The sequence below is a fragment of the Mongoliitalea daihaiensis genome (genome assembly GCF_021596945.1).
Taxonomy (GTDB): domain Bacteria; phylum Bacteroidota; class Bacteroidia; order Cytophagales; family Cyclobacteriaceae; genus Mongoliitalea; species Mongoliitalea daihaiensis.
On the sequence record NZ_CP063779.1, the window covers coordinates 2386749 to 2413494 of the forward strand.

General features: G+C 41.1%; 16 protein-coding genes, 1 tRNA gene and 2 rRNA genes. 13 read left to right on the forward strand and 6 right to left on the reverse strand.

The window, feature by feature from the left end; genetic code table 11:
- Nucleotides 1-90: 90 nt before the first annotated feature.
- Both IPZ59_RS10140 and IPZ59_RS10145 read left to right on the forward strand, forming a co-directional pair.
- On the forward strand, nt 91-1071 hold the full coding sequence (locus IPZ59_RS10140; protein ID WP_236139733.1) for a ribonucleotide-diphosphate reductase subunit beta: 981 nt from the start codon (nt 91-93) through the stop codon (nt 1069-1071).
- 37 nt (nt 1072-1108) lie between these two features.
- The gene (locus IPZ59_RS10145) at nt 1109-3511 is read left to right on the forward strand and encodes a ribonucleoside-diphosphate reductase subunit alpha (RefSeq protein WP_236139734.1); all 2403 of its coding nucleotides are present in this window, start codon (nt 1109-1111) and stop codon (nt 3509-3511) included.
- A gap of 58 nt (nt 3512-3569) precedes the next feature.
- On the opposite strand, the gene IPZ59_RS10150 is transcribed toward IPZ59_RS10145, so the two are convergent.
- The gene (locus IPZ59_RS10150) at nt 3570-4304 is read right to left on the reverse strand and encodes a nitroreductase family protein (protein WP_236139735.1); all 735 of its coding nucleotides are present in this window, start codon (nt 4302-4304) and stop codon (nt 3570-3572) included.
- Nucleotides 4305-4391: 87 nt separating this feature from the next.
- Between IPZ59_RS10150 and IPZ59_RS10155 the strand changes: the two genes are divergently transcribed.
- The gene (locus IPZ59_RS10155) at nt 4392-5879 is read left to right on the forward strand and encodes a DUF5687 family protein (protein ID WP_236139736.1); all 1488 of its coding nucleotides are present in this window, start codon (nt 4392-4394) and stop codon (nt 5877-5879) included.
- On the forward strand, nt 5876-6571 hold the full coding sequence (locus tag IPZ59_RS10160) for an ABC transporter ATP-binding protein (RefSeq protein WP_236139737.1): 696 nt from the start codon (nt 5876-5878) through the stop codon (nt 6569-6571). The genes IPZ59_RS10155 and IPZ59_RS10160 overlap by 4 nt, the downstream gene beginning before the upstream one ends.
- A 209-nt stretch (nt 6572-6780) precedes the next feature.
- Here IPZ59_RS10160 and IPZ59_RS10165 read toward each other — a convergent pair whose 3' ends face one another.
- The 5 genes from IPZ59_RS10165 to IPZ59_RS10185 form a co-directional block, all read right to left on the reverse strand.
- Nucleotides 6781-8670: a carboxypeptidase-like regulatory domain-containing protein gene (locus IPZ59_RS10165; RefSeq protein WP_236139738.1), complete on the reverse strand. Its 1890-nt coding sequence runs from the start codon at nt 8668-8670 to the stop codon at nt 6781-6783.
- A gap of 242 nt (nt 8671-8912) precedes the next feature.
- Complete coding sequence (gene clpX / locus IPZ59_RS10170; RefSeq protein WP_236139739.1) at nt 8913-10139, reverse strand: ATP-dependent Clp protease ATP-binding subunit ClpX; 1227 nt, start codon at nt 10137-10139, stop codon at nt 8913-8915.
- 2 nt (nt 10140-10141) lie between these two features.
- Nucleotides 10142-10813 carry a ClpP family protease gene (locus IPZ59_RS10175; protein WP_262912275.1) on the reverse strand — a complete coding sequence of 224 codons (672 nt, stop codon included), beginning with the start codon at nt 10811-10813 and terminating at the stop codon, nt 10142-10144.
- A gap of 80 nt (nt 10814-10893) precedes the next feature.
- The gene (tig, locus tag IPZ59_RS10180) at nt 10894-12222 is read right to left on the reverse strand and encodes a trigger factor (RefSeq protein WP_236139740.1); all 1329 of its coding nucleotides are present in this window, start codon (nt 12220-12222) and stop codon (nt 10894-10896) included.
- A gap of 108 nt (nt 12223-12330) precedes the next feature.
- Nucleotides 12331-12412: transfer RNA gene (locus tag IPZ59_RS10185), tRNA-Leu, on the reverse strand.
- A 127-nt stretch (nt 12413-12539) separates the two neighbouring features.
- Here IPZ59_RS10185 and IPZ59_RS10190 point away from each other — a divergent pair.
- The 9 genes from IPZ59_RS10190 to IPZ59_RS10230 all read left to right on the forward strand — a co-directional run bounded on the left by IPZ59_RS10190 (nt 12540) and on the right by IPZ59_RS10230 (nt 26601).
- Complete coding sequence (locus IPZ59_RS10190; RefSeq protein WP_236139741.1) at nt 12540-14762, forward strand: RelA/SpoT family protein; 2223 nt, start codon at nt 12540-12542, stop codon at nt 14760-14762.
- 62 nt (nt 14763-14824) lie between these two features.
- Complete coding sequence (locus tag IPZ59_RS10195; RefSeq protein WP_236139742.1) at nt 14825-15292, forward strand: Fur family transcriptional regulator; 468 nt, start codon at nt 14825-14827, stop codon at nt 15290-15292.
- On the forward strand, nt 15289-15633 hold the full coding sequence (locus IPZ59_RS10200) for an STAS domain-containing protein (protein ID WP_236139743.1): 345 nt from the start codon (nt 15289-15291) through the stop codon (nt 15631-15633). The genes IPZ59_RS10195 and IPZ59_RS10200 overlap by 4 nt, the downstream gene beginning before the upstream one ends.
- A complete protein-coding gene (locus IPZ59_RS10205) occupies nt 15633-16790 on the forward strand; it encodes a hypothetical protein (RefSeq protein ID WP_236139744.1) in 1158 nt (385 codons plus the stop codon). Before IPZ59_RS10200 ends, IPZ59_RS10205 begins: the two co-directional genes overlap by 1 nt.
- Before the next feature lie 119 nt (nt 16791-16909).
- Nucleotides 16910-18181 carry an adenylosuccinate synthase gene (locus tag IPZ59_RS10210; protein WP_236139745.1) on the forward strand — a complete coding sequence of 424 codons (1272 nt, stop codon included), beginning with the start codon at nt 16910-16912 and terminating at the stop codon, nt 18179-18181.
- A 125-nt stretch (nt 18182-18306) separates the two neighbouring features.
- Nucleotides 18307-20616: a PKD domain-containing protein gene (locus tag IPZ59_RS10215; RefSeq protein ID WP_236139746.1), complete on the forward strand. Its 2310-nt coding sequence runs from the start codon at nt 18307-18309 to the stop codon at nt 20614-20616.
- Nucleotides 20613-21629, forward strand: a complete 1017-nt coding sequence (locus IPZ59_RS10220; protein ID WP_236139747.1) for a PorP/SprF family type IX secretion system membrane protein — start codon at nt 20613-20615, stop codon at nt 21627-21629. Before IPZ59_RS10215 ends, IPZ59_RS10220 begins: the two co-directional genes overlap by 4 nt.
- A 412-nt stretch (nt 21630-22041) precedes the next feature.
- A 16S ribosomal RNA gene (locus IPZ59_RS10225) occupies nt 22042-23565 on the forward strand.
- Between the two features lie 154 nt (nt 23566-23719).
- Nucleotides 23720-26601: ribosomal RNA gene (locus IPZ59_RS10230) — 23S ribosomal RNA — on the forward strand.
- The 16S and 23S rRNA genes sit together here, the layout of an rRNA operon.
- Nucleotides 26602-26746 lie beyond the last annotated feature (145 nt).

The window sequence follows — 26746 nt, forward strand, 5'->3', positions numbered from 1 at the left end:
CACCGTTTGGGTTTCCCGAACGCATTTCCAGCATTTGAAGAGAAGTGATAGTCCTTTACTTCTTGATATTCAAAACAAACCAACAAAAAAATGCAGCAGACAGAACCAATTTTAGAGGAGAACAAAGGTCGTTTTGTTTTATTTCCAATTCAACACGATGACATTTGGCAGTATTATAAGAAGGCAGAGGCGAGTTTTTGGACCGCGGAGGAAATTGATTTGAGTCAGGATTTGAAAGACTGGAAAGAATTGAATGATGGAGAGCGTCATTTTATTTCTCATGTGTTAGCATTTTTTGCAGCCAGCGATGGTATTGTGAATGAAAATTTAGCAGAGCATTTTGTCGCAGAGGTACAGTATACGGAAGCCAAATTCTTTTATGGTTTTCAAATTGCTATGGAAAATATCCATTCTGAGACTTACAGTTTGCTGATTGATACTTACATCAAGGATGCAGCTGAAAGAGATAAATTACTGAATGCTATTGAGCATATTGATTGTGTAAAGAAAAAAGCGGATTGGGCTTTGCGTTGGATTGACAACGGGTCTTTCCAAGAGCGATTGATTGCTTTTGCAGCAGTGGAAGGGATTTTCTTTTCGGGCTCGTTCTGTTCTATTTTCTGGTTGAAAAAAAGAGGTTTGATGCCTGGATTATCCTTTTCTAATGAATTGATTTCAAGAGATGAAGGATTGCACTGTGATTTTGCGTGTCATCTTTATACCAAACACGTTGTGAATCAATTGCCAAAGGATACAGTAACCCGAATCATCAAGGATGCAGTTGAAATTGAAAAAGAATTTGTTACAGATGCTTTGCCAGTACGTCTGATCGGAATGAATTCTGACCTTATGTGTCAATACATTGAATTTGTGGCAGATCGTCTTTTGATGGAATTAGGTTGTGAAAAAGTTTGGAACAGCACCAATCCGTTCGACTTCATGGATATGATTTCTTTGCAAGGCAAGACTAACTTCTTTGAGAAAAGAGTTGGAGACTACCAAAAAGCAGGAGTCATGAAAGGTAAAGAAGTAGTTGACTCACCAAAATTCTCCATTGGAGAAGATTTCTAATAAGTAATTTTTCCACCAACCCCCAAATCACACAGGTATGTTAGTAATAAAAAGAGATGGAAGAAGAGAATCTGTACGATTCGACAAAATCACCACTAGGATAGAAAATCTATGCTATAGTCTGGATAATCGTTACATCCAACCTATAGAGGTAGCCAAAAAGGTTATCGACGGTTTGTATGATGGAGTTAAGACCACAGAGTTAGATAATTTGGCGGCGGAAGTGTGTGCATCTCTAACCGTAAAACATCCTGATTATGCTGTGTTGGCTGCGAGAATTGCTATTTCCAATCTTCATAAAACCACCAGTCAGTCTTTTTCTAATACCATGAAAAGACTGTATACGCATATTAATCCCAAAACTGGTGATAATGCTGCTTTGATTGCTCCTGATGTTTACGGGATAGTAAAGAAGCATGCAGCCAAGTTGGATGAGACAATCGATTACTCCAGAGACTTTGATTATGATTTCTTCGGTTTTAAAACCTTAGAGAGAAGTTATTTGATCAAATTGGATGGTGTGGTTGTAGAAAGACCGCAACACATGCTGATGAGAGTAGCAGTAGGTATTCACAAAGAGGATATTGATGCTGCCATTGAGACATATCACTTACTATCTCAAAAGTGGTTTACGCATGCGACCCCAACGTTATTTAATGCGGGTACTCCTAAACCTCAATTATCTTCATGCTTTTTATTGACCATGAAGGATGATAGTATTGATGGTATCTATGATACATTGAAGCAATGTGCAAAAATATCCCAGTCTGCTGGAGGTATTGGTCTTTCCATTCACAATATCCGGGCGAAAGGTAGCTATATCCGAGGTACAAATGGAGTATCCAATGGGATTGTACCGATGTTGAGAAACTTTGATATGACGGCCCGCTATGTGGATCAGGGTGGAGGCAAACGTAAAGGTAGTTTCGCTATTTACTTAGAGCCATGGCATGCAGATATCAAGGATTTCTTAGACCTAAAGAAAAACCACGGAAAAGAGGAAATGCGTGCAAGAGACCTGTTCTATGCAATGTGGCTTTCAGATCTTTTCATGAAGCGTGTGGAACAAAATGAAAGTTGGTCTCTTTTTTGCCCCAATGAGGCTCCTGGATTGGCAGATTGCTACGGAGAAGAGTTTGAAAAATTGTATGAAAAATACGAAAAAGAAGGCAGGGCAAGAGAGGTTATCAAAGCACAAGACTTATGGTTTGAGATCTTAGAGTCTCAGATTGAAACAGGTACACCTTACATGCTATACAAGGATGCAGCAAATGCTAAATCCAATCAGAAAAATTTAGGTACAATCAAGTCTTCTAACCTTTGTACGGAGATTTTGGAGTACACCTCGCCTGATGAAGTTGCTGTATGTAACTTGGCATCTATTGCGTTGCCAAAATTTGTGAAAGAAGGACCTGATGGAAAGAAATATTTTGACCATCAAAAGTTGTACGATATTACTAAAGTAGCAACTAAAAATCTCAACAAGGTAATTGATGTCAACTATTATCCTGTAGAAGAAGCTAGAAGATCCAATTTCCGTCACAGACCCATAGGTTTGGGTGTTCAGGGCTTAGCAGATGCATTCATCATGTTGAGAATGCCATTTGATTCTGACGAGGCAAAAGGGCTGAATGAAGACATCTTCGAAACAATTTACTACGCTGCCGTGGAAACTTCCATGGAGCTAGCTAAAACCCAAGGGACTTATGAGACCTATGAAGGATCACCCGCCTCTAAAGGGATTTTGCAGTTTGATATGTGGGGGGTAACTCCTAAATCAGGTAGATGGAATTGGGATGAATTAAAGCAAAAAGTGGTAAAGTATGGCCTGAGAAACTCCTTGCTTGTAGCACCAATGCCTACCGCTTCTACTTCACAGATCTTAGGTAACAATGAGTGTTTTGAGCCGTACACAACGAATATTTATACCCGAAGAACACTCTCTGGGGAATTTATCGTGGCAAATAAGCACTTGATGAAGGATTTGATTCGTTTGGGTCTATGGAATGATAGCATGAGAAACCGACTCGTAGCTGCCAATGGATCTGTCCAAAATATCCCTGGAATACCACAGAATATTAAAGATTTGTATAAGACTGTTTGGGAAATTTCTCAAAAGACCATCATCGATATGGCGGCAGATAGAGGAGCCTATATCTGTCAGTCTCAGAGCATGAATGTGTTTCTACAAGATCCAAATTTTGGAAAACTGACTTCTATGCATTTCTATGCTTGGAAGAAAGGATTAAAGACAGGTATGTACTACTTGAGGTCTCAAGCAGCTGCTAGTGCCATTCAGTTTACGGTTGATAAGGCTGCTTTAGATGATCAACCAAAAGCGGCCACTCCTGAATTAGATATGACCAATAGAGCAAACAGTCAAGCCGCCATTGCATGTTCTTTGGATGATCCAGAAGGATGTGACATGTGTGGTAGTTAAAAAATTAAGTTAGAGTTCGTTATGGTAAAAAAGCGCCCGAATGTTTCGGGCGCTTTTTTTATAAGATCTCATAAATAACCTCTGAATTTGGGATCCTGAAACGTTCACCATAAATCCCTTCCGGCATTCCTTTTCCACACCCAATAATCATACTGATTTCCGACGCAGCAGGTAAGCCCAATAATTGCTTTACACGCTTGGAGTCAAAACCCTCCATGGGACAGGTATCGTATCCATGTGCTGTCATCGCATGCATAAAAGTCATAGCAGCTAAGGCCACGCTCTTATGGACAGATATCCTCACGGATGTTTCAGAAACTTCCCGTACCATTGGTCTTCCTAATCCAGCGAGAAAAGCAATTCCTTTTTTAAGTAAAGACCAGCCAGGGTACTTGCTGTATAGTTTTGGGATTAAGTTGCCATAGTAGGAGAGGGCCTGTTTTTGTTTCTTCGGATCGGCATCCTTGTAGCAATCCTCGATATAGTCATAATTAGCTTTTGCGCGTGATTTCCATAAGTCCCTCCTAGCAACAACAACTACCAATTCTCTAGAAGTCTTTGCTGCTTTTTGCCCCATACAGAGCTTGACCAGAGCTGAAAATTTAGAGGAAGACTCCTTTACTCGATAAAGTTCCCATAGTTGAAGGTTGGAACTGTTTGGTGAAAGTGTGGCCAATTCAAGGCATTGCGTGACCATGTTATGATCAAAAACACTGTTTTGGTCAAATATTCTTACCGATCTGCGTTTATGTATGATTTCTGAAAATTCTTTGGCGTAAGTATTATGTTGCATTAGTCGATTAATTTTAAAATAGTTGAAATTGGATTGTTATATTTATCACTTCAATGTTTCAAAAATACTATTTCTAATCCACTGCCTATGATAGTTGTATTATTAAAATTGCAATTGCTCAAAACCATTCGCTCGACAGCATTTGCGAAAAGTGTATTAGTTGCAGTTTTTCTCGCCTTCTTAGCAGTCTTACTCTTAGGCTATGTATTTATAGCAGGGATCTTATTGAAGGAAATCATAGTAAAAGGACTGGAGAAAGAAGATGCCTACGCCTTCCTAAGTGCCAACTTGATTTTCTTTTTCCTGACAGAGTTTATGTACCGTTATTTTATCCAAAAACTTCCAGTGTTGGATTTACAGAGTTTCCTGCATCTGCCAATCAAAAAGAAGTGGTTAATGCATTTCTTGCTCGGTAAGTCCATCGGTTCTCCTTTAACCTTGATCGCACCCTTATTATTTTCTCCGTTTGCATTTATGGAGATAGCACCCCGATTTGGGACAGATGCGGCAATTTACTGGTTAGGTTCTGTCATCCTCACATCTTGGTCTTTGCATTGGTTGATGCTATGGTTCAAACAAAAGTTTGAAGATAGCTTGGCAGGTATTGGTACAGTCTTCGTTGTGTTCTTATTAGGAGCTGGCTCGAATTATTTTGGTTGGTTTAATTTGGGAGACTGGATGAAGCCCTTGTTTGACTGGTCTTTGACAAGTCCACTTCCCGTATTAACATTATTGGTAGTTTGCATAGGTCTGTATTTTTTTGCTTACCGGTATTATTTTGACAATGCTTATTTGGAAGACTTGGTGGATGAGGAAGTGGATGCCCGTATCAATCAAGATATTCCTTTTTTAGATCGCTTTGGTTTGGCAGGTGAGTTGGCCAATTTGGAATGGAAACTAATTTTGCGCCACAAGAAAAGTAGAACTTATCTAATGCTTGCTGGCTTCTTGCTGTTATATGGGTTGTTTTTCTATACCAACCCCTTGTATGCATCTGAGGAAGGATTTAGTCATATGTTCGTCTTTGTGGGATCCTTTATTACAGGGATTTTCATGTTGCAATACGGACAGTTATTTCTTAGCTGGAACTCATCTAATTTTGATTTTTACATCAATCAAAAAGGTGGGTTGGAAGCCTTGATTCGGGGGAAATATTTGCTATTTATCGGTATTTCCTTACTCTGTCTGCTTTTCTCTATTCCCTATGTTTACTTTGGAGTGGAGATTTTAATGATACATGTGGCGGCATTTTTATTTAATATTGGTGTTGTGATTCATATGGTCATCTACTTGGCATTATGGAAGCCTAAGCCTATGGATCTGAACAAAGGAGCCATGTTTAATTATGAAGGGGTAGGGATCGCGCAGTTCTTAATGATTATCCCTATGATGGGGGCTCCTTATGCAATTTATTTGCCATTTGCATTATTAGTCAATCAGTACGTGGGCTTGGTAGCTTTGGGAGCAGTAGGTGTCATTGGCATTATTGCATACCCTTTTATGGTCCAACTGATTATTAAAAGAGTTATGGATAAACGTTATGAAATTTCAGCTTCATTTAGACAAGAATTATGATACAGGTAGTAGAACTTAAAAAACAATACAAGGATGCTGTAGTCCTGGATGTGGCAGGCTTGACAGTTCCTCAAGGAGAATGTTTTGGCTTAGTAGGTAATAATGGGGCAGGTAAAACCACTTTGTTTCGAATCATGCTGGATTTGGTAAGAGCTACTTCCGGAGAGGTTCGTATGCATGATTTGAATGTCGCCAAAAATGAAGATTGGAAAGGAAAAGTTGGTGCTTTTTTAGATGAGCATATGTTGCTGTCTTATTTGACAGCTGATGAGTACTTCGAAACGCTTCGGAAAATCCACAAACTTTCCGATGCAGATATGCAGGATCACTTGGCCAAGTTTGAAGAATTATTCAACGATGAAATTGTAGGGAAAAAGAAATACATCCGAGACTTATCCAAGGGGAACTTAAAGAAAGTAGGAATCGCCGCTGCAATGATCGGTAATCCCGAAGTGGTGTATTTGGATGAGCCTTTTGAAAATTTAGACCCTAGCTCGCAGGTTAAATTGAAGAAATTCATATTGCAGGAAAAAGAAGGTAGTAATACGACGTTTCTGATTTCCAGCCATGATTTGAATCATGTGACGGAGATTTGTGATCGCATTGTCTTACTGGAAAAAGGAAAAATCATCAAAGATCTGCATGAGAAAGAGCAGATGCTGGAGGAGTTGAATACCTACTTCGGAACGTAGGTTCGTGGAATGAGCGGAATCGGGCTCGCAGATACAGAAGATGTAGCCGATTTGACGCAGAATGTTGCTCCATAATCTAAAAGTATATGGTTTGTAACTAAAAGGGGAGAGACCAGGTAGGTTTTCAAAACCTGCCTGGTCTTTTTACAAAGCTACGGAGCTCCATTATACTCAAACTGCTGACATCATCAGGATTATCATTGTCATCACTATCGTATTCTGTAGTTTAGACGAAGAATTGGCATATTTTGCATTATTCGATTAGTTGCGTTTTCAGCAAGAAGGGTATTGGGTAGATATCTACTTGCTCGTGCGTTAAACAGCCCTCCGCCTTGCTCTCGGAAATAAAGCCCTGAACCACTTACTAATGCAAGAGGAAATTCAAATGTCACAAGCCATCCAGTGGTATTCTTATTGCCAAAAAGGAATCCAAGTTTAGGAGTGAAAACAAGCTCTCGCTGTCTAGTGAAAACCAAGGTTTCTCCGCTGCTGAAATCTCTATTTCTGATTCGGGTTTTTTCTTCCAAAATGGCATCTTCAAGCTGAATTCCTGATCGTTGTCGTCCTACACCAACTCCTAAAAGGAATCGGTGCCCTTTTGTTTTGCTGAGTGAATATTGTTGCTCGATACCGAGTTCAAATCGATTGTAGCGTTGCTGTTGGAAGGAACCAATAAATCCATAATAGATTCTAGAATTGTTGGTAAGCTGGTAACTAATATCCCAACCAATTAATGGTACTATTCTAGTTCCTCCGCTAATTTCTTGTTCATACTCTATGGGCTCATCCAATTGAGTGGAAAATGAGTCCCAAGACTGTAATGTGCTTCCCAGTGAAATTTGGGAATGAAGTTGCAACAATGAAAAATATCTTTTTCCCTCTCCTTTTTCCACGGTATACGAATAGGCAAATAAACTGTCAGGTTCGGAAATACAAATCAAGTATTCATCCATTATTTTGCGATATGCTTCTTCTCTGGTTAAAATTGGTTCGCTGTAGGGGTGTTGTTTAGAAATGTGGATTGCTTTGAAACCTGGTTCGAATTCCTGCAAAGTATAAATGTTTTCCAAATAGAGAGATTTATCAGGATAAACAAAATAGGTAGTGTAATAGGCGTATTGGAAGCGGTAAAAATTATCGGGATACATCAAATACTCAACATTAACAGTCATACTCTTTCTATTTTTATCTCGAAATAACTGTCCATTAATACTGTTATAAAAATCCTTAGAGAGGTCAGTAAACTCAACTTCTATTTTTTTTACCCCTAGATTTTGTGTATTGATGAAAATTTTACCGCTAGCTTCATTTTCACTGACAAAATCCATGACTATATACTCTTGATTATCATAAACCAACGTGTCTTGGATACTGAAATCATAAAGAGATATGTTAGAAAGTTTGAATGGTCCACTTCTTTGAGCAATCAGATCAAATCGCTGAATATTATATGCACCGGAGCTTATTGTTATAAAACTTCCCATGGATGTATAATCTGGGTATAATTCAACCTTTTTATCCAAGATTTCCACATTCACCGTTGTGTTTTTTTTGGAATAGCTGAATATATCCGCTTGTACATCCGCCACCAATTTATAAAAAGGTGTTTGTTTGTCAGGGGAGGCAAATGTTTGCTCTGTAGTCACGGCAAAAATCCGCTCATGTCGATTGGGATAGTTTTCTGGTATTCTTTCAATCACCTGACGCATAAGGTTACGTTCAAAGTCATCGGGAATGACGATCACTTCCCTTAATTCCTTGACATTTTCAGCCAATGCGATCTGGTGCATGGTACCTGCTTGAATGGTCACTTCTTTGTTTTGGAATCCAAGAAAGGAGATTTTGATCCGTATTTCTTGAGACCAGTTTTCTTTTCTTCGAAATTGGAATTCTCCGTGTGTATCACTAACAGTTCCAAACCCTGGGAAATCTACTACTTGTATTGTAGCAAATGGTATGACTTCTTTTGTCTTTTGATTGATGATTTTACCCTGAAATATGGGTGGATCAATTGGATTAACACTTGCAAAAAGAAATATTGGGGTTAGAAATAAAAATAAAAGCATCACTCGTGCTTTTGAGAATAGATGTAATCTCATACGCGTAAACTTTAAAATCAATATATTAAACGCTTTCAACAGATCCTGGTTTCAGAATTTTATTTGTTACAGATAGCTTAATTTAGTCAATCATTATTTTTTTCTATCACACTACATTTAGCTAAAAATATGTAGTTTACATTTTTTGTTTTAAGAAAATAACTTTTAGATGATTTCGGTAAGCTGATAGCGTGGGTAATACAAATAAACCAAAAAAAACCCTCAATTTGAGGGTTTTTTTGTTAGGCTACTTGAAGCTTTTTGAATTTGGATTTATCAAATTGCTCTTGAGCATATTTTTCGTCAATAATTAATTCCTTGATGGTATCATCGGAGGGGAGTTCGTACATCGCGTCGGTAATGATGGCTTCGCAAATAGAGCGTAGCCCTCGTGCGCCAAGATTGTATTCCACTGCTTTGTCTACAATATAGTCGATGCCACTTTCCTCAAATACCAAGTCTACACCCTCCATTTTCAATAACTTGATGTACTGTTTGGTTAGTGCATTTTTTGGTTCGGTTAAGATTTTCTTCAGTGCCGCACGATCCAATGGATCCAAATGCGTCACTACTGGAAGTCTTCCGATCAATTCAGGAATCAACCCGAATGATTTCAAGTCTTGGGCAGTTACGTACTGCAAAAGATTAGCACGGTCGATAACCTTGCCTTCCACCACTTTATTGAATCCTAGTGGCTGCGTATTCATACGCTTGGCAATGTGTCGACCAATACCATCAAAAGCCCCTCCGCAAATGAAGAGGATGTTTTCAGTATTTACCGCAATCATTTTCTGATCTGGGTGCTTACGCCCTCCCTGAGGTGGAACATTTACAACGGTTCCTTCCAATAACTTCAATAAAGCCTGCTGAACACCTTCTCCAGATACATCTCTTGTAATGGACGGGTTATCTGATTTTCTAGCTATTTTATCAATTTCATCGATGTAGACGATACCTCTTTCGGCCGCTTCTACATTGTAGTCTGCTGCTTGGAGCAAGCGTGTCAAGATGCTTTCAACATCTTCGCCTACATATCCCGCTTCCGTAAGAACAGTAGCATCTGCAATACAAAAGGGAACTTCCAGGGTTCTGGCCAACGTTTTGGCAAGATAAGTTTTACCTGTACCAGTATCTCCAACCATGATGATGTTAGACTTTTCAATTTTGATTTCGTCCTCATCCATGGTTTTCTGTTGCAGTCTTTTGTAATGATTGTAAACCGCTACAGTCAAGACTTTTTTAGCTTCCAGCTGACCAATGACATATTGGTTGAGATATTCTGTAAGCTCCTTTGGTTTTTTGAGCTTAAACTTTGGACTTTTTGCGGTTTTTTTGCTCTTATCTTCCTCTCCGAGAATTTGATAAGCTTGATCAATGCAGAAATTGCAGATATGGGCAGAAATCCCTGATACCATCAACTCGACATCTTTCTTATTTCTTCCACAAAAAGAACAGGTAACTTGTGCCATGATTATCCTTTTCTGACTAGTACTTCATCAATGAGTCCGTATTCCTTAGCTTCTGGTGCTTTCATCCAGTAATCTCTGTCGGAATCTCTTTCGATTTCTTCGAATGTTTTCCCGGAGTGATCGGCTAAGATTTGGTACAATTCTTCTTTCATCGAAAGGATCAATTTCAAAGAAATCTCCATATCCTTAGATTGTCCTTGCATCCCACCGGATGGCTGATGGATCATCACTCGAGAATGCTGTAAAGCAGAACGCTTGTCTTTTGCTCCTCCAGCCAACAATACAGCACCCATAGAAGCAGCAATACCTGTACAGATAGTAGCTACATCCGGGTTGATGTATTGCATGGTGTCATAAATTCCCAAACCCGCGGTTACCGAACCACCCGGGCTGTTAACGTATAACAATACGTCTTTTTTAGGATCAGTTGACTCCAAGAATAGTAATTGTGCAGTGATGATATTAGCAATAAAGTCATCCACTCCAGTGCCAAGGAAGATAATTCTATCCATGATTAAACGGGAGAAAACGTCGATTTCCCTAAAGTTGGTCGGGCGCTCTTCAATGACAGACCTTGTCATGTTCTCTACATGCGTGCTGTATTGATCAAAAGCATTGCCGCTAATTCCTCTGGAATGTACTGCGTATTTTCTGAATTCGTCTTTGTTGAACATATGTTACTTCGTTTGTGTGTTACAAAAATAAAAAAAGCCCTTAAAGAAGGACTTTTTATATTAACGATTTTAGGATTGATTTAGTTTTCTAAGAGCTCTTTGAATTTTTCAACAGAAACCACTTCTTCCTGAATGTTCAATTTCTCCTTTACAAAGTTCAATACTTTATCATTTTGAACAGATGTGATCATTTGCATATAGTTTTGACCTTCATTGCCTTGTAGGTAGTTGTCCACAAACATGCCCATGCTGTCTTCCAATTGTGCACCTAGACCTGAAGAAGCAAACTGTTCACGGATCATTTCTTTTGTTTTTTCAATGACATCTTCATGTTCAGCTTTAATTTCATTTGCCTTAGCGATTTCATTGGAAACAATCGTCCAAGCAAGTTGCTTTGCGTAAATTGGGTATTCTTGTTCTACCTGAGCTTCTGTCACTTTACCTTCATTCGCTTTTAGTAACCATTCTTTTAAGAATGCTTCTGGGAGATCAATGTTGGCATTGGCTACTAATTTGTCTTTGATTTTCTCCTCGGAATAAACTTTTATCTCTTTATTGTAATTTTCTGCGAGAATGCCTTTAACTTTTTCAACAAATTCTTCTTCCGAAGTTACCTGACCCGGACCAAATAGCTTGTCAAAAAACTCTTGGTTCATTTCCGCATCTTCAGTTCTATTGATATTTTGAACTGTTAGTGTGCAAACCTCTCCCAGTTGAGCGACTTCCTCAGCTGATAGGCTAAGTACAGTAGCTACGTCCTCGCTGATAGCGGTGGATGGGTTGAATGTTACTATATCACCTTTCTTCAGACCGATGAAGTTAGTAACGTCTGCTTCATTGATTTTAGAAAGAGGCAATGACAATGTTTTTTCTACAGTACCAGCTTCGTTTTTCAAGTCTCCGTAGATAAAGTCATTTGCTTGACTTACCTCAGGATTGGTCATGTTGCCGTATTGTCTGCGAAGGTTTTGAATGGCATCTGCTACCTCTGCTTCACCCATTTCTACTTTATATGCAGTGACATCAATAGTGCTGTCTAAGTCAACAGTAACATCTTCTACAAAACCAATTCTATATTGAAACTCAAATTCATTTTGAGTTTTCCAGTCTATTTTATCAGCATCTTCAATCACAGGAAGTGGATCGCCAAGGATTCTAAAAGTCTGTGATTTCAGGTAGTCATTCAATGACTTGGATAGCAAGTCGTTGATTTCTTCTACCAATACGGAAGTTCCGTACATCTTTTTGATCATACCAATAGGAGCTTTGCCAGGTCTGAAGCCTTTGATAGTAGCTTTTTTGGCATAATCCTTAAGTTTAGCATCAACCTTTGGTTGATAATCTGCTTCATTTAGCTTAATTTTAACTGAAGCTTGATTTGCTGATTGCTTGTCTAATGTAATTTCCAAGGCTTCTAAATTTTAAAGTAGATACTATGTAAAAACCCTCAATCTCTTTTCTCAAATTCGTGCTCCATTGCTGGGCCAGAATTGGAACCGTGATTGAGGGTCGTCGTGTGCGGATAGAGGGACTCGAACCCCCATGCCTTACGGCGCTAGATCCTAAGTCTAGTGCGTCTACCAATTTCGCCACATCCGCTTAAATGTGGATGCAAAAGTAGTAAGTAAAATTTAACTTGCAAATGATGGAATCAAAAAAAGATAAAAATTTTTATTTTTTCTTCGTGTGTGGTTTCCATTGCTAGAATAGATATATATTCGACTATATGATACAAGTGGATCTTGAAGTAGAAAGAAAAGAAATTCTCAAGCGTTACCGTAAATTGCTCCGTACTGCGAAGCCTTTGCTGAAGGATGGTGATGCCAAAATCATTAAAAAAGCATTTAACGTCGCGAATGATGCGCACAAGGAAATGCGGAGAAAATCCGGTGAACCTTATATTTATCACCCATTGGAGGTTGCCTTGGTATGTGTGGAAGAAATCGGTTTAGGGACTACCAGCATTGTAGCAGCGCTCTTACACGATGTGGTGGAAGATACAGAGTGGGAGTTAGAAGACATTGAGCGTGAATTTGGTCATAAGGTGGCTACCATCATCGACGGCTTAACCAAGATTTCGGGAGTGTTTGAATACGGTTCTTCACAGCAAGCTGAAAATTTCAGAAAAATGCTGTTGACACTTTCGGATGATGTGCGGGTCATCTTGATCAAATTGGCGGATCGGTTGAATAATATGCGCACCTTGGAAAGCATGCCTCGGCATAAGCAATTGAAAATTGCTTCCGAGACCATGTACTTATATGCACCTCTTGCGCATAGGTTAGGTCTTTATGCCATTAAGTCCGAATTAGAGGATCTTTATCTCAAATACACCGATTCGGATACCTACGCTTTTATCATTGAGAAGATTAATGAAACGAGGCTTTCTCGCAATAAATTTATCAAAAGTTTCATTGCTCCTATAGAAGAAGAGCTGATTTCCTTGGGATTTAACTTCACCATCAAAGGGAGACCCAAATCAGTACATTCCATCTATACCAAAATGAAAAATCAGAATATTCCTTTTGAGGAAGTGTATGATCTATTTGCTATTCGGATTATACTCGATTCAGAAGTGGATGTGGAAAAGCAGGATTGTTGGCAAGTATATTCGATTGTCACTGATTTTTACAGACCTAATCCAGATCGTTTGCGCGATTGGATCAGTACACCACGGGCCAATGGTTATGAGTCATTGCATACGACAGTGATGAGTAATACTGGACAGTGGGTAGAAGTTCAAATCCGAACTGTACGCATGGATGAAATTGCCGAAAGAGGGTATGCTGCTCATTGGAAATACAAGGATAAAGAAAGCGCCAGTCAGAAATCAAAATCAGGACTAGATACTTGGATCACTCAAGTGCGCACACTCTTAGAGTCGAATGATGGATCTGCCATTGAATTTATGGATGATTTCCGGGGGAATTTATTTCATGATGAGGTATTTGTGTTCACCCCAAAAGGTGATCTTCGAGTAATGCCATTTGGTGCCACGGCTTTGGACTTTGCATTTGAAATTCACACCGAGGTAGGAGCGAAGTGTATTGGAGCCAAAGTCAATAATCGCCTTGTTCCGATCAACCACAAATTAAAAAATGGTGATCAGGTAGAAATCCTTACGTCCAATAAGCAGAAACCAACCGAGGATTGGTTGAGTGTGGTGGTGACATCCAGAGCAAAAGCCAAAATCAAGGACGCCCTCAGGGATGAAAAAAAATCTACGATGCTTGATGGCAAAGAAATCGTACAGCGTAAGCTTAAGCAAATGAAAATGGATTTTAACTCCGAGATCGTTGAGCAACTACGCGCGTATTTTGAGACTAAAACACCGAATGAATTTTATTACAAAGTTGGAAAAGGGGCAATTGATTCCACATTGATTAAGGGCTTTAAGGATTTCAAAGAGCAGAAAAAGCAAAAAGGGAAGCCATCCACGGAAAAAGTAAAGGATGAATCTTCTTTTACCAAAGAATTAAAAAGCCTCAAAGGCCCCGAACATGATCAATTACTGATTGGAGAAGATATGGATGTGGTAGATTATGTGCTCGCAAAGTGCTGCAACCCCATACCTGGAGATGATGTGTTTGGGTTTGTTACGATCAATGAAGGCATCAAAATCCATCGGACATCTTGTCCTAATGCCGTGGAACTCCTATCCAATCATGGCAATCGTGTAATCAAGGCCAAATGGACTTCCCAACAAGAAATAGCCTTTTTGGTGGGACTAAAAATTATTGGTACAGACAGGGTTGGTTTGATCAATGATGTTACAAAAATCATTTCCAGCGAATTGAAAGTAAATATGCGTTCGATTACGGTCGACTCTGACAGTGGGGTTTTTGAAGGAACAATCAAGCTTTATGTGAACAGTACTCAACATTTGGATAAGCTTATTGATAACCTAGTAAAAGTAGAGGGAGTTATCAAGGTCAGTAGATTCGACTGATTTCTCCTTATTTGAATCATTTCTAAATTAGATACGTTATATTTGAGAAAAAATCCTAAGACATGGCCCTTAATGTGGAACTCTACGAAGAGGTAAAAAAGATCTTTACTGCCTATTTGGAAAATCAAAAGCTTCGAAAAACTCCGGAACGCTATGCGATTTTAGAAGAAATTTATGGCAGAACAGGACACTTTGATGTAGAATCTCTTTACATCAGTATGAAAAATAAAAATTATCGTGTCAGCAGGGCTACTGTTTACAATACATTGGACTTATTGGTAGAGTGTGATTTAGTAACGAAGCATCAGTTTGGCCAAAATTTAGCACAATTTGAAAAATCCTATGGGTATAAGCAGCATGATCATTTGATCTGTGTGGATTGTAATCAAGTATTGGAATTCTGTGATCCACGCATCCAAAACATTCAAAATACCGTTGGAGAAGTGCTGGACTTTAAAGTACTCCACCATTCCCTCATATTATACGGGAATTGCCAAAAATCAAATTGTGAACATAGACCTCAAGTATGAAATTAACGTACGATTTAACCAAAGAAATGCAGTGGCACCTATTAAGCCTGGATGGTGATTTAATAGGAGATGAAGTAGGCCCTAAATTGGTAGAGTTTGTTTCTGATGCAGTCAATGATGATGTGAAAAACTTTATTATTGACTTATCCAATATTCGATACGTCAGCTCTAGTGGCATCGGATTATTGATTACTATGTTGACGAAAATGAGAAATGCAGATGGAGAAGTTTATCTTTGTTCTCCTTCAGAGCATGTAAAAAAGCTCTTGATCATTACCAAACTCAACAATATTTTCACTGTTTTTGAGTCTCTTGATGAAGCAAAAAATAAAATAGGCTAGTGAAGGGAGCTTTCTTTATTTTAATTGTCATATTCATTTCGATCTCTTGTTCTACAGAAAAATTTACTGAAGGACAGGAGATTTACGTTACAAGCAGTTCCAAGTTACGCGTGTATTATGCGGACACCGATTTAAGTGCTCATTACCCCTTTCCTTCTGTTACTTTTTTGAATGAAAAGGAGATGCTTTCGTATAACATGATCCGAAATGCTATCGATACTCTTTTTTTTGATGGGGATTCCCTACGGATCAAGGCAGGAACTTTTTTGCAAAAGGATGGTCCCCGAAAAATTGAAGGTATTACAAACATCGTCAATACCCAATCGGGTTTGATTGTTTTTAATTTAAAAAACATCATGATTGATCGAGATGGATCATCAGAAATTGAAAACAACCGTTTGGTCAATGCTGCTGTATTTGAAAAAGATAAATTCTATAGCCTTGCACATGGGGTAAGTTTTTATTTGGATAACCTTTACAAGGGCTACGATCAGCAAAAGGAACGACTTTATTTTTTCGCTGAAAATTTCAATACTGAGGAGTTTAAACTTATTGCGTTTGATTTAACCAATAGGGATTTTGTTGAACTTCCTATGTGGGCAGATGTTGAATTAGTGCATGCGAATTCAGCGCGATATAATAACATTTCCAAAAACCACATGCCCTACATTTTTGTCCATGAGGAATCATTAGTGATTTCTTATAGCTATAGTAATGAGTTTGTAGTAGTGAATCTGAATACCTACGAAATTTCCGAAATGAATCATTCCTCGAAATTGTTTCCCTTGAAAAAAACGGTACAGATTTCTATTCAAGAAGACTTGGATTTAAAATCCCGTGAGGAATTAAAAAGGGTATTGGAAATCTTAGAAGAGTGGGATAAAGATGTAGTTTTTGGAAATTTTGAGAAACTGCCAAATAACAAAGGCTTTTTCAGAATGGTCAAGTCGCCTCAATTAGAAACTAGCACAACAGAACAGCTCAACATTGAAGTTTATGATTCTTTATTCGATAAGGTAGGGGAGATCAATCTCTCCAAAAACCATCCTGATTTGAGCACCACATTCTTTACCTACGGCGATCGCGTATTTTTTAAAGCCATACAACAAGACCAAGAGGACTACTTGAATTACTATTTCGTAGACATTGACTTTTAACTAGTAGACTAGCTTTTTGGCCGTCTGAATTAAGAATCTGTAATAAATAAATACTTTTCCTTGCAATTCATTAACCTTATTCCAAATTTCACGGCTTAATACTCTTTGCATATAAAATCATGAAGATGGATGTTCTATTAGGCTTGCAGTGGGGAGATGAGGGGAAAGGTAAGGTTGTGGATGTGTTAGCTCCACAATATCAGGTAGTTGCAAGATTTCAAGGTGGTCCAAATGCTGGCCACACATTGGAGTTTGATGGTATCAAGCACGTGTTGCATCAGATTCCATCGGGTATTTTTAGAGAGAATATTGTCAATATCATTGGTAATGGCGTAGTGCTTGATCCAGTGGTTTTAAAAAAAGAAATTGATGGGCTTCAAAAGTTTAACATTGCTTTTAGATCCAATCTTTTTATTTCCAAGAAAGCGACAATTATCATTCCCACCCACAAATTACTGGATGCTGCCTATGAGAAATCTAAGGGAGATAAGAAAATTGGATCTACCTTAAAAGGTATAGGTCCTACTTATCAGGATAAAATTGGGAGAGTTGCACTTCGTGTTGGTGATATTTTGGCTCCTGATTTCATGGAGAAATATCAAACACTCGTCGAGAAACATAAAGGAATTCTTTCTTTCTATGATTTTGATATCAGTCCGTTGGCAGAATTGGAAACCGTTTTCTTTGATGCTATCGAATTTTTCAAAACTTTAAATTTGGTGGATAGCGAATATGAAGTGAATACCTATTTAAAGGAAGGTAAATCTGTTCTGGCGGAAGGTGCTCAGGGATCTTTATTAGACATCGATTTTGGTAGCTATCCATTTGTGACATCGAGTACGACAATGGCTGCTGGGGCTTGCACGGGCTTAGGTGTAGCGCCATCAAAAATTGGAGAAGTATTCGGGATTTTTAAAGCATATTGCACACGAGTAGGTAGCGGACCTTTTCCTACCGAATTGTTTGATGCTGATGGAGAAGCCATGAGAAAGGAAGGGAATGAGTTTGGTTCTACTACAGGCCGTCCTAGAAGATGTGGATGGATTGATTTACCAGCTTTAAAATATTCGATCATGATCAATGGAGTTTCTCAGCTGTTCATGATGAAAGCAGATGTTCTCAATATTTTTAAAGAAATCAAAATCTGTACACACTATAAACTCGCGGATGGTTCGTTGGTAGATAAGCTTTCGTATGAGTTGAATGATGTGGATGTGAATCCAGTATATAAAACGGTGAAGGGTTGGAATACAGATTTAAGGCATGTAAAATCGTACGAAGATTTCCCGATAGAATTGAAAGATTATGTGGCTTACCTAGAATCAGTTTTAGAAGTACCTATTAAATTGGTTTCTGTCGGTCCTGATCGAACCCAGACGATATTAAGATAAGCATAGGGCTCCTTTATCACAGGAGCCTTTGTTTTTTTAGTTGAAATCCCTTTCTTTAAGAAAAAAAGATTGTGGGGAGAAAAATTCCTTTTTTTGTACTAGTAGTTTCTTTGATTCAATGTTGTTTGGTCTCTAATGATGTGCATGGCCAAATTGGATTTCCTTATTGTGAGGATTTCGGAGGTGGAACTTTGCAGGAATCTACCGTTTTAGGTGGAAGAGCTAGAATTGTCGATGGAGTCTTACGGTTAACAGATGCCCAGCAATTCCAGAGTGGTTTCATGTATATCGATATTCCTTTTCCTTCGGCATTTGGGATTAAGACCTCTTTTGAGTTTTTTATGTATGGGGGAGATGGTGCGGATGGCTTTTCTGTTTTTTTATTTGATGGGGATGCGCCTTTTTTCTCTCCTGGCGGGTTTGGAGGTTCTTTGGGGTATGCCCCAAGAAATGATGAACCCGGATTATCCAGAGCTTATCTAGGAATTGGAATTGATGCTTTTGGGAATTTTGCCAGTGTTGCTGAGGGCAAAGTAGGAGGCTTCAGTTCAAATCCTGATGATCGCTTTCCAAATTCTGTATACCTAAGAGGAGCAGGAAATCAATTTTTAGGTTATCAAGGCATAGGAGGAGTTGTCACGCAAATGTCTCCACAAGTTCCCAATGGATCTCCTTTATTGTTAAATGCAGTCAATCGTTTTAATTTATCCTCAGGTGGATCTGGAACACAGCGTGTCACGGATCCCAATCAAGTAGGATATCGAAAGGTATTTATTGACTTGTCTCCAAGGCCTAATGGGGTTGGATACCTACTTAATGTTGAATTTTTGGTTACCACCACTCCAAATCAACCCAGACTTGTTCCCGTGTTAGTCGATCAGGCATATGATTTTGCTGCTCCAAGAAATCTAAAAATCGGTTTTGCGGCATCTACTGGAGGGTCTACAAATATCCACGAAATCCGTGACCTGCAGGTGGAAGTTTCAGATCAAGAAGGCCTAGAGAACCCTTCAGCTATTGATATCGATGATAAAGCATCGTGCGAAGGTCAAGAAAATACCTATGTTATTGGAGAAGAAGAAGTTTTACTCCCAAATGATGATTCGTCCATTCGATGTATACAATTTTATGCGAGCTTGGATGAAATTCGCGCGGAAGAAGAAGATGTATGCTCTCAAGGAAGGTGTAGGCCGGAAAACAGGGTCCTCATCATACCTCAGGGTACATTTACTGCAGATGAGTTCGGGGGAGGGTTTACTTTTTTCCCCAATCCTGGTTTTATAGATGAAACTGTAGAAATATTTTATACAATTACAGATAGTTATGGTAAATCTTCTTCGGGAAATTCCATTCGTTTATTGATCCAAGAATCTCCTGAACCGGTTCAAATTGTCCATGCGGAAACTGGATTGCCTATAAATCAACAAAGGATTTGTGAAGGAGATATCGTGCCTCTTTTAGCGCAAGGGGAAGAGACCTACGTACGATTTGAATGGTACTTTAATGACAATTTAATACTAGATGCTGATGAAGCTGTCTTCCAAGCTCGTGAAGCTGGTTTTTACAAGGTGATTGCGTTTAATGATAAAAGTTGTCCGACAGAATCCGAGACAATAGAAATATTTATTCCCGATTTTCCTTTCTTAGAGGTAACTAGTCCTGCAATTACTTGTGAGATTGGGGGCGAGGTAGATGTAAGGGAATATATCACCGGTTATGATGAGGCACTGTTTGATTATAGGGTGCTGAGTTTTGGAGGAGATATTTTAATCAACGAAGAACTGGGGGGTATTGCTATTGCAGGTATATATGAAGTACAAGTCAAACACAAGGACTTGGAATGTTGGTCTCCATCAGTATCGCTTGAGGTTTCGATCAATTTGGAGGAAATGGTTCCAGCTTTCACTTTTGAAATCGAGGGTACGGGTGTTTCGATTGAAGATGCAGGGGGGATATTTATAGATGACCCTATTCGATTTATAGCAAGTTCAGCTGGAAATGTTGATAGGTGGCTTTGGGATTTTGGGGATGGCAATGTAAGTGAGGGTCCTTCGCCTGTGCATGTATTTGGCCAAAGAGGAGAATTTGTTGTGACACTGACCGCTGAAAATGAGTTAGGGTGTCAAGAATTTTTCAGCAATGTAGTGGCGGTTACCCAAAGTTTCCGGGTAATGATTCCAACAGGCTTTACCCCAAGCTTAGCACAAAACAACTTTTTCGTACCTAAGACAAAAGGGATTGTTTCGATCGAGTTATCTGTGTTTAATCTCTGGGGGAATCTTGTATATCAAAGTTCAGGGGTAGATATTCCAGGGTGGGATGGTCGCATAAATGACCAAGATGCACCTTCTGGCACGTACGTTTACAGTGTTCAACTCCGAAGTGTCGATGGGGAGATAATTGATAAAACTGGAAAATTTAAATTGATCAGATGAGATACTTTTTCACAGTTTCAGTCTTATTTATTCTGATGTTTGCACCTGTTCAAGCTCAACAAGTTCTCTTTTCTCAGTTTTACGCTGCAGGCCAAAATCTCAACCCTGCCTTGACGGGGACGGCAGGAGTGTCTAGATTAGGCTTCAATTATAGAAATCAATGGCCTGCTTTAGATCAAACGGTACAAGCTTTTGCTGTTTCAGGTGACACCTATTTGGAAGGCAAAAATTCGGGCATTGGTTTTTTGGTCAATGGTTTTCGTGAATCATTTACACAGCTGCAGCATTTTGATATAGGCTTGTCGTATTCGTATCAGCTTCGGTTGGGAGAGCGCTCATTTTTAAGTGCGGGTGTCTTGGGTACATATGCTGTACGTTCCGTGGCATTTGATGAAGTAGTGTTGGGTACTCAGTTGGATATTGATCGGGGAATGGTTGTTGGGTCTAATGGGCTAATGGTTGATGATCGTCAGAAAAGCTATGCAGATTTGGCAGCGGGGCTTTTATTTTATAATCAAAAAGTATGGTTGGGGCTATCTTCTTTTCAAATTACACGACCTAATCTCTCATTTTTGAATGAAATCGATCGATTACCGATTCGTTGGAGTGCCCATGGAGGGATGCGGATTGATTTGGAAAAAGGAGGGATCAATGATTACTTCAATAATTCGAGGCAGGAGCGATCCTTGGCATTGGCATTTCATTATCAGCAGAAAGGTGTATTTCAGCAGTTTGAAATAGGTTCAGAATTGTTTTTGGAACCATTATCACTAGGGCTTTGGTATCGTGGAATTCCTCGGGTCAATGACTTGCCTAATCAAGAATCATTGATAGCACTTGTAGGATTTGACTTAGGTACTGGTATGGAAATAGGCTATAGTTATGATTTTACCCTTTCAGGATTAGGTTGGCAAAACACAGGTGGAGCTCATGAATTGTCTGTTCGATTTCATTTTATTCGGGAATTACAGAATAAGCGAAGGAGGGATATACGTCCAGGTTTCCGGTTTTAAAAATTTTTCTCCTTGACTTTCAGCTTCTTTAACTGGGTTTCTAAATTATTTTGAGTTGGTATTTTGTGAATGCGAAAAAGAGTTGCACTTTTGCAATCCCAAACGGGGGTAAAGGATGAAAAGACGGTTACGAACTGTTTTTAAATTGGCATAAAGTAGGGAGGAATCGAAATAAAATTTTTCAAAATTTTGCTTTGGATTTAAAATATTCTTCTTACCTTTGCAAGCCTGTTCGGGAAAACAGAAAAGATTTAAGAGTGCAAGATGAGTGGTGAAGGCTACTTACGAACTATCGAAAGTGATAGAGAAGTTCTTTGAAGTATTGGACGAATGAAAGAAATTTAAACAGCAAAAAACCTGGGATCTTATAGGAATAAAAATGACTATAGGAATATAAGTCGGAACTAACTTTACAATGGAGAGTTTGATCCTGGCTCAGGATGAACGCTAGCGGCAGGCCTAATACATGCAAGTCGAGCGGCAAGTTGAGTAGCAATACTTGACCTAGAGCGGCGCACGGGTGCGTTACGCGTATGCAACCTACCTTAGACTGGGGGATAGCCCGGAGAAATCCGGATTAATACCCCATAGTATTATTGAGTGGCATCACTTGATGATTAAAGATTTATCGGTTTAAGATGGGCATGCGTAGGATTAGCTAGTTGGTAAGGTAACGGCTTACCAAGGCTACGATCCTTAGGGGTTCTGAGAGGAAGGTCCCCCACACTGGCACTGAGATACGGGCCAGACTCCTACGGGAGGCAGCAGTAGGGAATATTGGGCAATGGTCGGAAGACTGACCCAGCCATGCCGCGTGCAGGAAGACGGCCCTCTGGGTTGTAAACTGCTTTTATCAGGGAAGAAAAAGGCCATGCGTGGCAAATTGCCGGTACCTGATGAATAAGCACCGGCTAACTCCGTGCCAGCAGCCGCGGTAATACGGAGGGTGCGAGCGTTGTCCGGATTTATTGGGTTTAAAGGGTGCGTAGGCGGCTGCTTAAGTCAGTGGTAAAAGGCACGGGCTCAACCCGATGTAAGCCATTGATACTGGGCAGCTTGAGTTCTCTGAGAGTACATGGAATTGATGGTGTAGCGGTGAAATGCATAGATACCATCAGGAACACCGATAGCGAAGGCATTGTACTTTGGAGCGACTGACGCTGATGCACGAAAGCGTGGGTAGCGAACAGGATTAGATACCCTGGTAGTCCACGCCGTAAACGATGATTACTCGCTGTTATTCTGTAATGGAGTAGCGGCTTAGCGAAAGCGTTAAGTAATCCACCTGGGGAGTACGCCGGCAACGGTGAAACTCAAAGGAATTGACGGGGGTCCGCACAAGCGGTGGAGCATGTGGTTTAATTCGATGATACGCGAGGAACCTTACCTGGGCTAGAATGTGAAGGAATGATGTAGAGATATATCAGTCTGCAAAGACCTGAAACAAGGTGCTGCATGGCTGTCGTCAGCTCGTGCCGTGAGGTGTTGGGTTAAGTCCCGCAACGAGCGCAACCCCTATTGTTAGTTGCCAGCATGTTAAGATGGGGACTCTAACAAGACTGCCTGCGCAAGCAGAGAGGAAGGAGGGGACGACGTCAAGTCATCATGGCCCTTACGCCCAGGGCGACACACGTGCTACAATGGCGCATACAGCGGGTAGCTACCTGGCAACAGGATGCCAACCTCTAAAAGTGCGTCTCAGTTCGGATTGGGGTCTGCAACCCGACCCCATGAAGCTGGAATCGCTAGTAATCGCGCATCAGCCATGGCGCGGTGAATACGTTCCCGGACCTTGTACACACCGCCCGTCAAGCCATGGAAGTCGGGTAGACCTGAAGGCGGTAACCGCAAGGAGCCGTTAAGGGTAGAACCGGTAACTGGGGCTAAGTCGTAACAAGGTAGCCGTACCGGAAGGTGCGGCTGGAACACCTCCTTTCTGGAAGGGTTTCAGGTTTTGTTTAAAAGAGATTGAGTTCGTTCATACTTCACTTTTGAATCCGATGGGGTTCATAAGTTCTTTGACATGTTGAGTAGAGAATGCAATAGTAATAAGAGAGTTTATAGAGTTTGCAAAAGGGCTCTATAGATATAAGTAAGTGAATAAGGGCGCACGGGGGATGCCTAGGCTCTTGGAGGCGAAGAAGGACGTGCCAAGCTGCGATGAAAGCTGCAGGGGACCTGCAAGGGGGTTTGATCCGCAGATGTCCGAATGGGGCAACCCATCTCAATTTATTGGGATATATCGAAAGATAAGCGAACCTGCCGAACTGAAACATCTAAGTAGGCAGAGGAGGAGAAAACAACAGTGATTCCGTGAGTAGTGGCGAGCGAAAGCGGATTAGCCCAAACCGGAGTTGTTACGGCAACTTCGGGGTAATAGGACCTACATGAGGGATATGAATGAGACCGGAACGCACTGGGAAGTGTGGCCATAGGAGGTGAGAGCCCTGTACGGGAATCATGATTATTTTGGTGGGTATCCTGAGTAGGCCGGGACAGGAGAAATCCCGGTTGAATTATCCGGCACCATCCGGAAAGGCTAAATACTCCCAAGAGACCGATAGTGAACAAGTACCGTGAGGGAAAGGTGAAAAGTACCGTGAATAACGGGGTGAAATAGAACCTGAAACCGTGCGCTTACAAGCGGTCGGAGTCCTTTAGTGGGATGACGGCGTGCCTTTTGCATAATGAGCCTACGAGTTACTCCTCACTGGCGAGGTTAAGGATATAGATATCCGCAGCCGGAGCGAAAGCGAGTCTGAATAGGGCGTATAGTCAGTGGGGTAGACGCGAAACTTTGTGATCTACCCATGGCCAGGTTGAAGGTGTGGTAACACACACTGGAGGACCGAACCGATAAGCGTTGAAAAGCTTCCGGATGAGCTGTGGGTAGGGGTGAAAGGCCAATCAAACTGAGAAATAGCTCGTACTCCCCGAAATGTTTTTAGGAACAGCGTCGTGGAATGTATTGATGAGGTAGAGCTACCGATAGGACTAGGGGGAGTCACATCCTACCAAATCCTGACGAACTCCGAATGCATTGATACAGTAACGGCAGTGAGGGCTTGGGTGCTAAGGTCCGAGTCCGAGGGAAAGAACCCAGACCTACCGCTAAGGTCCCAAAATCCACACTAAGTTGAACAAAGGTGGTCCAGCTGCTTAGACAGCCAGGAGGTTAGCTTGGAAGCAGCTATTCCTTTAAAGAGTGCGTAACAGCTCACTGGTCGAGCGGCAGGGCGTCGATAATAAACGGGCATCAAGTGTGGTACCGAAGCGTAGGATTATCCGCCACGAGCGGATGATGGTAGGGGAGCATTCCAACGGCGGCGAAGGTACATGGTAATGTGTGCTGGAGCTTTTGGAAAAGCAAATGTAGGCATAAGTAACGATAATGCGGGCGAGAAACCCGCACACCGATAGACCAAGGTTTCCTGATCAACGTTAATCGGATCAGGGTTAGTCGGGTCCTAAGGATAACCCGAGTGGGGATTCCGATGGCAAATGGGTTGATATTCCCATACTGTATATACAGGTGATGGAGTGACGGAGTGATGAAAGATCCGCGCGGTGACGGAATACCGCGTTAAAGCGAGTAGGTATTGGTTTTGTGTAAATGCGCAAGATTAGCCGAACGTGATAGTACCGGGAGTCTACGGACGACTGGATAGTGATCCTAAGTGCTTCCAAGAAAACTTCTAGCGTTAAGCGTATATGCACCCGTACCGCAAACCGACACAGGTGGTCAAGGAGAGAATCCTGAGGTGCTCGAGTGAGTCATGGCTAAGGAACTCGGCAAAATGGCCCTGTAACTTCGGGAGAAGGGGCGCCTACCCAAGCGATTGGGAGGCCGCAGTGAAAAGGCCCAGGCGACTGTTTAGCAAAAACACATGGCTTTGCGAACTCGAAAGAGTATGTATAAGGCCTGACACCTGCCCGGTGCCGGAAGGTTAAGAGGGGATGTTATCGCAAGAGAAGCATTGAATTGAAGCCCCGGTAAACGGCGGCCGTAACTATAACGGTCCTAAGGTAGCGAAATTCCTTGTCGGGTAAGTTCCGACCTGCACGAATGGTGTAACGATCTGGGCGCTGTCTCAGCCATGAGCTCGGTGAAATTGTAGTCACGGTGAAGATGCCGTGTACCCGCAACGGGACGGAAAGACCCCATGAACCTTTACTGCAGCTTAGCATTGGTATCGGGTAAACGATGTGTAGGATAGGCGGGAGACTGTGAATTGGCGTCGCCAGGCGTTGAGGAGTCGCTGTTGAAATACCGCCCTTTGTTTGCCTGGTATCTAATCCCGAGTTTTCGGGAGACATTGCTTGGTGGGTAGTTTGACTGGGGTGGTCGCCTCCAAAGGATAACGGAGGCTTCCAAGGTTCCCTCAGCACGCTTGGTAACCGTGCGTGGAGTGCAATAGCATAAGGGAGCTTGACTGTGAGGCCTACAAGCCGAGCAGGGTGGAAACACGGGTATAGTGATCCGGCGGTACTGTATGGAAAGGCCGTCGCTCAAAGGATAAAAGGTACTCTGGGGATAACAGGCTGATCTCCCCCAAGAGCTCATATCGACGGGGAGGTTTGGCACCTCGATGTCGGCTCGTCACATCCTGGGGCTGGAGAAGGTCCCAAGGGTTGGGCTGTTCGCCCATTAAAGTGGCACGCGAGCTGGGTTCAGAACGTCGTGAGACAGTTCGGTCCCTATCTGTTGCGGGCGTGGGAAGTTTGAGGAGCTCTGACCTTAGTACGAGAGGACCGGGTTGGACTGACCGCTGGTGTACCGGTTGTGGTGCCAACTGCACTGCCGGGTAGCTACGTCGGGAAGGGATAAGCGCTGAAAGCATCTAAGTGCGAAACCCCCTCCAAGATGAGACTTCCAAACAGGGCCGTCAGAGACGATGACGTTGATAGGCTGCAGGTGTAAAGTCAGAGATGACATAGCCGAGCAGTACTAATTGCCCGAAAACTTACTTTCTCGAATGCTGTTGCATTCTCTGCGAAACATGATCAGGAGAGCCAAGAGTCAAGAACCAAGAATCAAGACCGGGTTACTCTAGAGAACAAAGATATTACAGATTGAAGACAGAAATACAGGATGGGATTAGTCTCATGTCTAGTGT